Annotated in this window: 9 protein-coding genes; 6 read left to right on the top strand and 3 right to left on the bottom strand. The window is 66.9% G+C overall.

Translation table 11 applies throughout. The features are described 5' to 3' along the window. Positions 1 to 44: 44 nt before the first annotated feature. The 4 genes from rhdA (at position 45) to PI990_RS28605 (ending at position 5906) form a co-directional block, all read left to right on the top strand. The gene (rhdA, locus tag PI990_RS28590) at positions 45 to 860 is read left to right on the top strand and encodes a thiosulfate sulfurtransferase (protein ID WP_271659187.1); all 816 of its coding nucleotides are present in this window, start codon (positions 45 to 47) and stop codon (positions 858 to 860) included. Positions 861 to 884: 24 nt separating this feature from the next. After that, a complete protein-coding gene (gene asd, locus PI990_RS28595; RefSeq protein WP_271659188.1) occupies positions 885 to 1748 on the top strand; it encodes an archaetidylserine decarboxylase in 864 nt (287 codons plus the stop codon). Positions 1749 to 1949: 201 nt separating this feature from the next. Then, positions 1950 to 3773: a molecular chaperone gene (locus tag PI990_RS28600; RefSeq protein ID WP_271659189.1), complete on the top strand. Its 1824-nt coding sequence runs from the start codon at positions 1950 to 1952 to the stop codon at positions 3771 to 3773. A gap of 63 nt (positions 3774 to 3836) precedes the next feature. After that, complete coding sequence (locus tag PI990_RS28605) at positions 3837 to 5906, top strand: EAL domain-containing response regulator (protein ID WP_184490543.1); 2070 nt, start codon at positions 3837 to 3839, stop codon at positions 5904 to 5906. A 63-nt stretch (positions 5907 to 5969) separates the two neighbouring features. Here PI990_RS28605 and serB read toward each other — a convergent pair whose 3' ends face one another. Beyond that, positions 5970 to 7184: a phosphoserine phosphatase SerB gene (gene serB, locus PI990_RS28610; RefSeq protein ID WP_271659190.1), complete on the bottom strand. Its 1215-nt coding sequence runs from the start codon at positions 7182 to 7184 to the stop codon at positions 5970 to 5972. 133 nt (positions 7185 to 7317) lie between these two features. Between serB and PI990_RS28615 the strand changes: the two genes are divergently transcribed. Then, positions 7318 to 8859 carry an AhpA/YtjB family protein gene (locus PI990_RS28615; RefSeq protein ID WP_271659191.1) on the top strand — a complete coding sequence of 514 codons (1542 nt, stop codon included), beginning with the start codon at positions 7318 to 7320 and terminating at the stop codon, positions 8857 to 8859. Positions 8860 to 8883: 24 nt separating this feature from the next. Beyond that, on the top strand, positions 8884 to 9423 hold the full coding sequence (locus PI990_RS28620) for a metal-dependent hydrolase (RefSeq protein WP_021219760.1): 540 nt from the start codon (positions 8884 to 8886) through the stop codon (positions 9421 to 9423). A 77-nt stretch (positions 9424 to 9500) separates the two neighbouring features. On the opposite strand, the gene PI990_RS28625 is transcribed toward PI990_RS28620, so the two are convergent. Together PI990_RS28625 and parC are read right to left on the bottom strand one after the other, a co-directional pair. Then, entirely contained in the window at positions 9501 to 10205 is a 705-nt protein-coding gene (locus PI990_RS28625) for a PqiC family protein (RefSeq protein WP_031287800.1), read from the bottom strand. Between the two features lie 165 nt (positions 10206 to 10370). After that, positions 10371 to 12635, bottom strand: a complete 2265-nt coding sequence (gene parC / locus PI990_RS28630; protein WP_271659192.1) for a DNA topoisomerase IV subunit A — start codon at positions 12633 to 12635, stop codon at positions 10371 to 10373. Positions 12636 to 12638: the final 3 nt, after the last annotated feature.

Raw genomic sequence — 12638 nt, forward strand, 5'->3', positions numbered from 1 at the left:
TTTCCGCTACAATCCGCCTCTTTCATTCTCTTCCGGAGTGTTCAATGTCCGCCTTTTCCGGCCTGCCACTGGTCATCGAACCGGCCGACCTGGCAGCTCGACTCGATGCGCCCGAACTGATCCTGGTGGACCTGACCAGCGCCGCGCGCTACGCCGAAGGCCACATTCCCGGCGCCCGCTTCGTCGACCCCAAGCGCACTCAGCTCGGCCAGGCCCCGGCCCCCGGCTTGCTGCCCGCCAAGGCGGACCTCGAAACCCTGTTCGGCGAACTGGGCCAGCGCAGCGACGCCACCTATGTGGTCTATGACGACGAAGGCGGTGGCTGGGCCGGGCGCTTCATCTGGCTGCTGGATGTGATCGGCCACGGCCGCTATCACTACCTGAACGGCGGCCTGCATGCCTGGCTGGCCGATGGCCGCGCCACCGCGACCGAGACTCCAGCCCCAGCTGGCGGCCCGCTGCCGCTGGTGATCCACGACGAGCCCACCGCCACCCGCGAGTACCTGCAGAGCCGCCTCGGCGCCGCCGACCTGGCCATCTGGGACGCGCGCGGCCCCGGCGAATACGCCGGCACCAAGGTGCTGGCGGCCAAAGGTGGGCACATCCCCGGCGCGGTGAACTTCGAATGGACCGCCGGCATGGACCCGCAGCGCGCTTTGCGCATCCGCGAAGACATCGCCGAGATCCTGCAATCGCTCGGTATCACCCCGGACAAGGAAATCGTCACCCACTGCCAGACCCACCACCGCTCCGGCTTCACCTACCTGGTGGCCAAGGCGCTGGGCTACCCCCGCGTCAAGGGCTACGCCGGCTCCTGGTCGGAGTGGGGCAACCACCCGGATACCCCTGTCGAGGCCTGAGCCTCCGGTAAACAAGGAACACCCATGAAAGAACGCCTGTTCATCATCAGCCAATACCTGCTGCCCCATCACCTGCTCTCGCGCCTGGCCGGCTGCGTGGCGGAGTGTCGCGTGCGCTGGTTCAAGAATGCCTTCACCGCCTGGTTCGCCCGTCGCTACCAGGTGAACATGAGCGAGGCCCTGGTCGAAGACCTCACCGCCTACGAGCACTTCAACGCCTTCTTCACCCGGGCGCTGAAAGACGGTGCACGCCCGCTCGACCCGACACCCGGCGCCATCCTCTGCCCAGCAGACGGCGCGGTCAGCCAGCTCGGCCCCATCGAGCACGGCCGTATCTTCCAGGCCAAGGGCCACAGCTTCAGCGTGCTGGAACTGCTGGGCGGTGACGCCGAGCGCGCCGCACCCTTCATGGGCGGTGAATTCGCCACCATCTACCTGTCGCCTCGCGACTACCACCGTGTGCACGCCCCCCTGGGCGGCACCCTGCGCGAAATGGTCTACGTGCCCGGCCGCCTGTTCTCGGTGAACCAGAGCACCGCCGAGAACGTGCCCGAACTCTTCGCCCGCAACGAACGCGTGGTCTGCCTGTTCGACACCGAGCGTGGCCCGATGGCCGTGGTGCTGGTGGGTGCGATGATCGTCGCCTCCATCGAGACCGTCTGGGCTGGCCTGGTAACGCCCCCCAAGCGCGAGCTGAAGACCTTCCGCTACGACGAAGCCGCACGTGCGCCGATCAGCCTGGAGAAGGGCGCCGAGCTGGGCCGCTTCAAGCTGGGCTCCACCGCCATCGTGCTCTTCGGCCCGCAGCAGATCCGCTGGGCCGAAGGCCTCGACGCCGGCAGCGCGGTGAGCATGGGCGAACTGCTGGCACAGCCCGCGCAGGCCTGATAAACCGGGCGGGCCGGGTTGAACGCAAGGCTGCGACCGAATGTCCAACCTTGCAGTGCAGCCGCCCGGCTCGCCGTCCATTCCGTAGCGGCACTTTGCCATACCAACCCCGCGATGGGCTGCGGGCCGCAAGGGATGCTGCTAGAGTGCGAGTGAAATTTCCGCACGTCTTGCCCGCTGCAGTTGGAGTATTCGAGCTACATGGACAAACAGAGTCCCCACCTGTTATTGCGTGTTCCTACTCCGAACAAGCAGAGCCTGTCCTTCTGCGATGCCTCCCCGCGTGATCTGAAACGCTGGATTTCCGGACTGCCCAAGGCCAACCTCGGCGAGACCGCGCGCCAGCTCTACCAGGCCCTCGTGGAGCTCAACCAGCTCGTCACCGCCAGTGAAAACCGCCTGCAGTTGCTCGAACTGCTGCGCCCCGAGGTCTACTACGTCTGCCAGCACCTGGAGCGCCACTTCCTCAACCAGGCCATCGTCCTCGACGAGCGACCGCGCAAGGTCGCCAACCTCTGCCAGGCCCTGCAGAACCACCTGGCCATCGGCTACAAGCAGATCGTTGCCCAGGAATCGTCGCGCCAGTCCAAGGAAGGCGCGCAACTGCTGACCATCGCCCTGCAGCGGGCCATGCACAGCCTCAACGGCGCACTGATCCGCGCCAGCCAGCTCTACTGCCCCGTGCCCGAAGGCCTGTGGCTGGAGCTGCATCAGCTCTACCAGATTGCCGTCTCCCGCCAAGTCCAGCGCGCCATCATCCGCGACAACCTGGCCCGTCACACCGAAGGCCTGAGCGTCGAGCAGACCTACCTCGTGGCCCTGCTGCTGGGCTGCTCGCGCTGCAACCAGATGCGCCAGAACAACATCGCCCGCCTTGCCGAGGTGCTCGAACCCTGGAGCGGGCTGGTGCGTCTGCAACGCGGCAACGAGCCGACCACGCTGTTCGCCGTCGCCACCCAGGTGGACGGCCCGCCGCGCTACAAGTCGCTGTTCCAGGACAGCGAGCTGCCCAACCTGCTGGGCATCGACCCGCTGCCGCTGGTGGACGCGATCAAGGAATACCTGCTGCTGCCCAACGAAAGCCGTGACAAGGCCCGCCTGCAGGTTCCCGAAGGCATCACCCTGGATCTGCTGCAGCACCTCAGCTCCGCGTGGGGCGACATTTCCGAGCGCACCTTCCAGCGCAACCCGGGCCGCGGCACCCTGACCCTGTGCATCGGCATGAGCGCCCTGCACTTCTTCATCTCCGGCAGCAAGCCGTTCAGCGAAATCCTCAAGCTCCCGGTCGAAGTCGGCCAGGCCGTGTTCAAGCCGATCAACAAGGACGAGGGCGATATCTGGGGCAACGCCTTCGACGCCCAACCCAACCAGAACTGGGAAGCCGGCCTGCCCTACGAAGAGATCCAGTACAGCAAGCCCGTGGTCAGCGGCGACACCTCGCCGCAGCACGCCGCCGCAGCCCCCAGCGCAGAGAGCTACCCGACCTTCGCCCTGACCATCGTCAACCACAGCCCGGGCGGTTACTGCCTGAGCTGGCCCAAGGAAGTCCCCAGCCAGCTGCAGGCCGGCGAGCTCCTGGGTGTGCAGGACGCCCCCGGCCAGGGCTGGAGCGTTGCCGTGGTGCGCTGGATCCGCCAGGTCCGCGGTGGCGGCACGCAGATGGGTATCGAACTGATCGCCCCCCACGCCCAGGCCTGCGGCCTGCAGCTGTTGCGCAAGGCCGACCAGCACAGCCATTACCTGCGCGCCCTGCTGCTGCCGGAAATCAGCGCCATCTCGCGCCCGGCCACCCTGATCACCCCGCGCCTGCCCTTCCAGGAGGGCAACAAGGTACAGATCAACATTCAGGGCAAGGAGCGTCGCGCGGTACTCACCAGCCGTCAGACCACCACCGGCAGTTTCAACCAGTTCGAATACCGCGCCTTCGAGCAGGAAAGCGAGAATCCCGGGAAGCCCGTCACAGCTTCCAGCGAGCAAAGCGCTGCGGGGGAGGAAGATTTTGACTCCCTCTGGAAGTCGCTGTAGATTCCCGTGCCATCACCATTTGTCGCCTATTAGCGCCCGTTCGGCGCGGTCTAAGCACACGCCATGGCAATCGAAAAGAAAACCATCCGTCTGCTGATCCTGGAAGACTCGCAGAACGAAGCCGAGCGCCTGGTCAGCCTGTTTCGCAACTCGGGTCGCGCGACCCGTGTGCATCGCCTGGTCTCCAGCGATGACCTCGCCGAGGTCCTCCAGCAGAGCTGGGACCTGCTCATCGCCGCCCCCGAGAGTGACAACCTCTCCCCTGGCGAAGCCCTCAACGCCATCCGCCGTCAGGCCAAGGACATTCCCTTCATCCAGTTGGTGACGGAGAACGACTCGGACCTGATCACCGAGGCCCTGGCCCTTGGCGCCCAGGATGCCCTGCCCCAGGGCGAGGACGAGCGCCTGGTGCTGGTCGCCAACCGTGAACTGGCCAACCTCGAAGAACGTCGCTCCCGTCGCGCAGCCGAAGTGAGCCTGCGTGAAGCGGAGAAACGCTGCCAGCTGCTGCTGGACAGCTCGGTCGACGCCATCACCTACGTCCACGACGGCATGCACATCTACGCCAACCGCGCCTATGTCGAGATGTTCGGCTACGAGGATGCGGAAGAGCTGGAAGGCATGCCGATGATCGACCTGATCGCCAATTGCGACCAGGTGGTGTTCAAGGACTTCCTCAAGAACTACCGCAGTGGCGACGGCAGCGCCGAGTTGACCTGCTCGGGTGCCAAGGTCGACGGCCAGAGCTTCCAGGCGCGCATGAGTTTCTCCCCCGCCACCTATGACGGCGAGCCGTGCATCCAGGTGGTGATCCGCGCGGAAACGGCCAGCGCCGAGCTGGAAGAGAAACTGCGCGAGATCAGCAGCCAGGACCTGGTCACCGGCCTGTACAACCGCAACCACTTCAGCGAGCTGATGGACGCCGCCGCCGACCGCGCGGTGAATGCCGGCCAGCCCGCCTCCCTCGCCTACATCCGCGTCGACCGCTACTCCGGCCTGCTGGCGGACGTCGGTATCGCCGGCAGCGACCTGCTGCTCACCGACCTGGCCAACCTGCTGCGCGCCCACTTCCCGGCCGACGCGCAACTGGCGCGCTTCGGTGACGACGTGTTCAGCGTGCTGCAACCGGGTATCACCCCGGAGCAGGCCCGCGAAGGCCTGGGTACGCTGCTGAAGAAGGTCGAAGGCCACCTGTTCGACGTCAGCGGCCGCACCGTGCAGTTCAGCCTGTCCATCGGTGTCGCCGGCCTCAACGAGACCACGCCCAAGGCCCAGGAAGTGATCGATCGCGCCCACCGCTGCGCGGACGAGATCACCGACGGCAACGAAGTGCGCCTGTACAACCCAGCCAGCGAACTGGCCGCCGCCGCCAACCGCGGCAGCCTGGTGGCCATGGTCCAGCAGGCCCTGGAGAACAACAGCTTCCGCCTGCTGTTCCAGCCGATCATCAGCCTGCGCGGCGATAACTTCGAGCACTACGAAGTCCTCCTGCGCCTGCTCAGCCCCCAGGGCGACGAAGTACCGCCAGCCGACTTCCTCGGCGCGGCGCGGGAAGCCGGGCTGGCCGAGAAGATCGACCGCTGGGTGATCCTCAACTCCATCAAGCTGCTGTCCGAGCACCGCTCCAAGGGCCACAGCACACGCCTGTTCGTCCACCTGTCCGGCGTCAGCCTGCAGGACCAGACCCTGCTGCCGTGGCTCAGCGTCGCCCTCAAGGCCGCACGCCTGCCATCCGACGCGCTGATCTTCCAGTTCAGCGAGCCGGACGCCATCGCCTACCTGAAGCAGGCCAAAGCCCTGACCCAGGGCCTCGCCGAGCTGCACTGCCAGGTCGCCCTGAGCCAGTTCGGCTGCGCGCTCAACCCGTTCAACACGCTCAAGCACCTGAACATCGACTTCGTGAAGGTCGATGGCTCCTTCACCCAGGACCTGAGCAAGGCGGAAAGCCAGGAAGCGCTGAAGACCCTGCTTGCCAGCCTGCACTCCCAGGCCAAGCTGACCATCGTGCCCTATGTCGAGAGCGCCAGTGTCCTGGCCACCCTCTGGCAGGCCGGGGTCAACTACATCCAGGGTTACTACCTGCAGGGCCCGAGCCAGTCGATGGACTACGACTTCTCGTCCGGCGACGAGTAAGCCGCCTTTCCAACCGCCCAAAGAAAAAGCCGCCCTCGGGCGGCTTTCTCGTTCAAGCGTCACTCACTCCAGGCCGTCGCGGTCGCGGAAGCCCAGCAGGTAGAGGATGCCGTCCAGCCCCAGGGTGGAGATGGCCTGTTTGGCCGACTGCTTGACCAGCGGCTTGGCACGGAAGGCCACGCCCAGGCCGGCCAGGGCCAGCATCGGCAGGTCGTTGGCGCCATCGCCCACGGCGATGGTCTGCTCCAGGCGCAGCCCTTCCTTCTCCGCCAGCTCACGCAGCAGGTCGGCCTTGCGCTGGGCGTCGACGATCGGCTCGACGGCCACGCCAGTCAGCTTGCCGTCTTCGATCTGCAGTTCGTTGGCGAACACGTAATCGATGCCCAGTTTGGCCTGCAACTGCTTGGCGAAGTAGCTGAAGCCACCAGAGAGAATCGCGGTCTTGTAGCCGAGGCGCTTGAGCTCGGCGAACAGGGTCTCGGCACCTTCGGTCAGGCGCAGCGAGGCACCGATCTCCTCCAGCACGTCCTCGGAGAGGCCCTTGAGCAGCGCCAGGCGCTCTTTGAAGCTGGCGCGGAAATCCAGTTCGCCGCGCATGGCGCGCTCGGTAATCTCGGCCACCTGCTCGCCGACGCCGGCGGCCTTGGCCAGCTCGTCGATCACTTCGGCTTCGATCAGCGTGGAGTCCATGTCGAACACCGCCAGGCGGCGGTTGCGGCGGAACACCGAGTCGCGCTGGAAGGCGATGTCGACGTTCAGCTCCTGGGCCACGCTGAGGAACTCGGCACGCAGCGCCACCGGGTCGGCCGGCTCGCCGCGCACGGAAAACTCGATGCAGCCCTTGCCCTGGCTCGCAGGCATGTCCAGCGGCATGCGCCCGGACAGGCGATCGATATGGTCGATGTTCAGGCCGTACTTGGCAGTAATGGCGCTGACGCGCTGCAGCTGCTCGGCGGTGACCTTGCGGGTCAGCAGGGTCACCATGTGCCGGGGCTTGCCCTGGCCGCCGACCCACACCTGGTAGTCCGCCTCGGAAACCGGGGTGAAACGCACCTGCTGGTCCAGCTTGTAGGCCGTGAAAAGCACGTCCTTGAGTACGGAGGAAGCCTGCTCGGTATCGGGGATCTCCACCAGGATGCCGAACGACAGGGTGTCGTGGATGACCGCCTGGCCGATGTCGAGAATGTTCACCCCGCCCTGTGCGAGTACACCGGTAATCGCGGCGGTGAGGCCGGGACGGTCTTCCCCGGTGATGTTGATCAGGACTATTTCGCGCAAGGCGCACCTCCCGCAGTGGAAAAGGCGCACATTCTACCCACTTTCACGGTCTGACGAGCATGCCGGGCGCTTTGCCCTGCTAGGGGGCGCCGTTATACTGCGCCACAATTCCGTCCGAGAAGAGCCGAGCTCTGTGAACCGGCCTACGCCCGTCAAACCCGACAACTTCTTCCTGCTGATCTTCCACGCCCTGCGCCAGCGCCGTGTGCCGATCGCCTTGCGCATCGCCAGCCACAGCCTCCTGCTGGTAGCCCTGGCCCTGGTGATCTACGCCTGGGTGATGGGCATGCAGTTCAAGCAGGCGATGCAGCAGCAGGCCGACGCCCTGGGCCAGAGCCTGACCGCGCAGACCGCCGCTTCCGCCACCGAGCTGCTGGTGTCCAACGACATCCTCAGCCTCAACGTGCTGCTCAACAACCTGGTGAAGAACCCCCTGGTGGCCCATGCGGCCATCTACAGCGTGGACAACCGCATCCTCGCCGAAGCCGGCTCGCGCCCGAAGCAGGGCCTGCTGGGTGAGGTCGAAGGGTTGTATTCCACGCCCATCACCTTCCAGGAAGTGATAGCCGGGCACCTGCGCCTGAGCCTGGACATGCAGCAGTTCCAGCAGCCCATGACCATCAGCCTGCAGAGCATGGGCCTGCTCAGCCTCATCCTCCTGGCCCTGGCGCTGTCCCTCAGCCTGCGCCTCGGCCGGCACATCTCCACGCCGCTGCTGCAACTGCGGGTGTGGCTGCGCGACCCGGACGACCCCGCACCCGGCGCCGGCCGCCAGGACGAAATCGGCGACCTCGCCCGCCAATTGCAGGCACGCCTGGTGCCGGAAAAGCCCGAGCCCGAGCCGGAACCCGAGATCGAAGAGCAGTACCTGGACGAGGAAGAAGACTTCCCCGAAGAGCAGGACGACGACGAGCCGGCCTTCGAGATCCGCGACCTGCGCGATGACAGCTACGACAGCGACGCCGTCGAGGAGGAGCGTCCCAGCCGCCTGTTCACCCCCGACGAAGACGACCCCTTCGCCGACCTGCGCCCACGCGAGGAAGAGAAGCCCGTCGTGGCGACTCCGGAGCCGGAAGCCGAGCCCGAAGCGCGCGACGAGCTGCACCGCAGTGCCGTGCTGGCCGTCCAGTTGGGCGCCCAGGACCAGCTGCGCCGACTGCCCCGCACCCGCCTGCTGGACCTGCTGCAACGCTACCGCGACTGCCTCGACCAGGCCGCCCAGCTCTATCAGAGCGAATTGCACACCCTCAACGATGGCAGCAGCCTGATGCTGTTCCACAGCGCCGACAGCGGTGAGGACCACCTGACCCACGCGCTCTGCTGCGGCGAGCTGCTGCGTGCCCTCGGCCACGCCCTGCAGATCGAAGTGGCCGACAGTGGAATCACCCTGCAGCTGCAGCTCGGCCTGACCCTCGGCGACAGCCTCGCCGGCCTCGGCCAGGGCGACCTGCTGCTGGATGACACCACCCAGAACGCCCTGGCGCTGAGCCAGCACAGCCGCAACCTGCTGCTGGTGGAGCGCGCCATCGCCGACGACGGCCTGGTGCGCCAGCGTGCCCGTGTACGCCCCATCGCCAGCCCGGAAGGCGCCTGCTGCGTCGAACGCCTGCTGGACCCCTACCCCTCGCTGCTGGAACGCCAGCTGGCCCGCATGCACGACGCCGGGCGCCGCTGAGCCCCCGGCGCCAAGGAAGGCGCCATGACCACCCTGATCACCCATCCCCTGCCCGTCCTCGCGGTGGGCATCGCCCTCGGCAGCCGCGTGATCCCGCCACGCCTGCTCCTGGCCGGGCTGTTCTTCGCCTGCCTGCCGGACGCCGACGTCGCCGCCTTCAAGCTGGGCATCGCCTACGCCGACGCCTTCGGCCACCGGGGCTTCAGCCATTCACTGCTATTCGCCGGCTGCTGCGCCCTGTTCGGCGCCCTGATCGCCCCGCTGCTACGCTGCGGCCCGCTGAAAGCCGGCCTGTTCGTCGGGCTCTCGACCCTCAGCCACAGCCTGCTGGACGCCCTGACCGACGGCGGGCTGGGCGTCGCCTGGTTCTGGCCCTGGGACCTGCAGCGCCACTTCCTGCCCTGGCGTCCCATCGAGGTGTCGCCTTTCATCGGTGGCTTCTTCACCCAACGCGGCCTCGATGTGCTGCTCTCCGAAGCGCGCTGGGTGGGCCTGCCCTGCCTGGTCCTGGCCCTCGGCGGCTTCGGCCTGCGACGCCTGTTCGGCAAGCGCCGCGCCGAGTGAGCGCCCGGTCGATCAGCACAATTCGCAGCCCATGAAAAAGCCCGCATCATGCGGGCTTTTTCGTGCATCTGCGGCGATCAGAAGCGGAACACTTCCACATCGGTGCGCACCGGGGCGGCCATGGGGATCTTCGGCGGTACGGGCTCACGGGCACGCGCCGGGGCGGCAGTGGCCTTGCGCGGCTCCTCGGCGGCAGCGGCAGGCTGGCCAGAGAGGGGCTTGACCGCACCGGCCAGTTGCTCGGCCAGTTGTTGCAGCAGTTGGCTCTGGGCCCGCACCTGATCAGCGGCGGTGCCGCTGTGGGGCTGCTCCAGGCGCACCAGGCGGCTGTCACGCAGCTGGCCGGCCTTGTCGAGCACGCGCCACTGGGCTTCCAGCACCGCAGGGCGCTGAGGGCCCGAATCGAGGCGGCTGATGCTCAGCAGCACCTGGATCTCGGGCGTGAAGCCGGGGTTGGCAGGGGCCAGGACCAGGCGCTGGCTGTCCAGGCGCCACGACAGCTGGCGCAGCAGCAGTTGGTCGATGTCACCGGCCAGGCTGCCGGCCCAGCGGCCATCGGTGGAGGCGGTCAGGCTGCCATCGGGCTGGCGTTGCAGGAGGGTTTCGCGCTGCAGGTAATCGGCAACCGAAACCGGCCCGAGCAGCACGGCCATGCCGGCGGACTGGTCCGGCAGTTCGGCGGTGCCGCTGTCGAGCTGGTACATGGGTACCGGCGCGTTGTGAACGCAACCGCCCAGGCCCAGAAGGCCGGTCAGCAGCGCTAACAAGGGAAGACGCTTCATCTTTCTCACCCAGGGCCGCCGCACGGCGACCCGCAGTCGGATTCATTGATGTTCGGGGCGCCCGCCACAACCGCGTTCGGCCCGAGGGGACATATCATCCGCCAATGTGACGGATGACTCCAGCCTCGTGCGTCGAATGGCAGCCGACGAGCGGCAGGTGCAGGCTTAGGCCGGCATCTCGACCAGCAGCGCATCGACGCGCTGGAAGCCGCGTGGCAGCTTGTTGCCACGGCGTCCACGCTCACCCTTGTAGTGCTCCAGGTCGTCGGCCTTGAGCGAAAGGGTGCGCTTGCCGGCCTGGAGCACCAGCGTAGCGCCGGCCGGCAAAACTGCCAGGTCGGTCAGGTATTCCTCGCGACTGGCCACGCGATCACCGGGGATGCCGATGATCTTGTTGCCCTTGCCCTTGGCCAGCTGCGGCAGGTCGGCGACCTTGAACAGCAGCAGGCGGCCTTCGGTGGTCACCGCTGCCAGCCAGTCTTCCTCGAGGCTGGTGAGCGGGCGCGGCGCGACCACCCGGGCGCCGGCGGGCAGGCTGACCAGGGCCTTGCCGGCCTTGTTCTTGGCTTGCAGGTCCTCGCCCTTGACCACGAAGCCGTAGCCGGCGTCCGAGGCGATCACGTAGAGCGCATCGTCCTCGGGCAGCAGCACGCATTCGAAGGTCGCCCCCGGCGGCGGGGTCAGGCGGCCGGTGAGCGGCTCGCCCTGGCCACGGGCAGACGGCAGGGTATGGGCCGCCAGCGAGTAGCTGCGGCCGGTGGAGTCGATGAACACGGCGTACTGGTTGGAGCGCCCCGGCGCGGCAACCTTGAAGCCATCGCCGGCCTTATAGGACAGGCTGGTGGCGTCGATCTCGTGGCCCTTGGCGGAGCGGACCCAGCCCTTCTCCGACAGCACCACGGTGACCTTCTCGTTCGGCAGCAGGTCGTGCTCGGTCAACGCCTTGGCTTCGGCGCGAGCGACGATGGGCGAGCGACGGTCGTCGCCGTACTTCTCGGCGTCCTCGAGGATTTCCTTGCGCACCAGCTTCTTCAGCTTGGCTTCGCTGCCCAGCAGGGCCAGGAGCTTGTCACGCTCCTTGGCCAGCTCTTCCTGCTCGCCACGGATCTGCATCTCCTCCAGGCGGGCCAGTTGGCGCAAGCGGGTCTCGAGGATGTATTCGGCCTGGATCTCGGTGAGGCCGAAGCGCTCCATCAGCACCGGCTTGGGCTGGTCCTCGGTGCGGATGATGCGGATGACTTCGTCGAGGTTGAGGAAGGCGATCAGGCGGCCTTCCAGCAAATGCAGGCGATGCTCAACCTTGTCCAGGCGGAACTGCAGGCGCCGGCGCACGGTGCCGACGCGGAAGGTCAGCCACTCGGTGAGCAGGGTGCGCAGGTCCTTGACCTGGGGCCTGCCGTCCAGGCCGATGATGTTGATGTTCACCCGGTAGGTGGACTCGAGGTCGGTGCTGGCGAACAGGTGCTGCATCAGCGCTTCGTGATCGACACGGCTGCTGGTGGGGATGATCACGATGCGGCAGGGGTTCTCGTGATCGGACTCGTCACGCAGGTCGGCGATCTGCGGCGCCTTGGAAGGCTTGGCCTGCATCATCGCGGCGATCTGCTCCAGCACCTTGGCACCGGAGACTTGGTGCGGCAGCGCGGTGACGACGATGTCGCCATCCTCGATCTGGTACACGGCGCGCATGCGCACCGAGCCACGGCCGGTCTCGTAGATTTTCAGCAGGTCGGCGCGCGGCGTGATGATCTCCGCCTCGGTCGGGTAGTCCGGCCCGGCAATGTGCTCGCACAGCTGCTCGATGGTGGCCTTGGGCTCATCCAGCAGCTGCACGCAGGCGGCAGCAACCTCGCGCAGGTTGTGCGGCGGCACGTCGGTGGCCATGCCCACGGCGATGCCGGTGGTGCCGTTGAGCAGGATGTTCGGCAGACGCGCCGGCAGCACCAGCGGCTCGTTCAGGGTGCCGTCGAAGTTCGGGCCCCAATCCACGGTGCCCTGGCCCAGTTCGCTGAGCAGCACTTCGGAATAGCGCGACAGCCGCGCCTCGGTGTAACGCATGGCGGCGAAGGATTTGGGGTCGTCCGGCGCACCCCAGTTGCCCTGGCCATCCACCAGCGTGTAGCGGTAGCTGAAGGGCTGGGCCATCAGCACCATGGCTTCGTAGCAAGCGGAGTCGCCATGGGGGTGGAACTTGCCGAGCACGTCGCCGACGGTACGCGCCGACTTCTTGTGCTTGGAGTCGGCATCCAGGCCCAGTTCGCTCATGGCATAGACGATGCGCCGCTGCACGGGCTTGAGGCCGTCGCCGATGTGCGGCAGGGCGCGGTCCATGATCACGTACATGGAATAGTTGAGATAAGCCTGTTCGGTGAATTCGGCGAGGGAGCGACGCTCCACGCCATCCAGGCTCAGATCGAGGGGTTCGCTCATGCG

The sequence above is a fragment of the Pseudomonas sp. TUM22785 genome (assembly GCF_028198105.1).
Lineage (GTDB): Bacteria > Pseudomonadota > Gammaproteobacteria > Pseudomonadales > Pseudomonadaceae > Metapseudomonas > Metapseudomonas solani.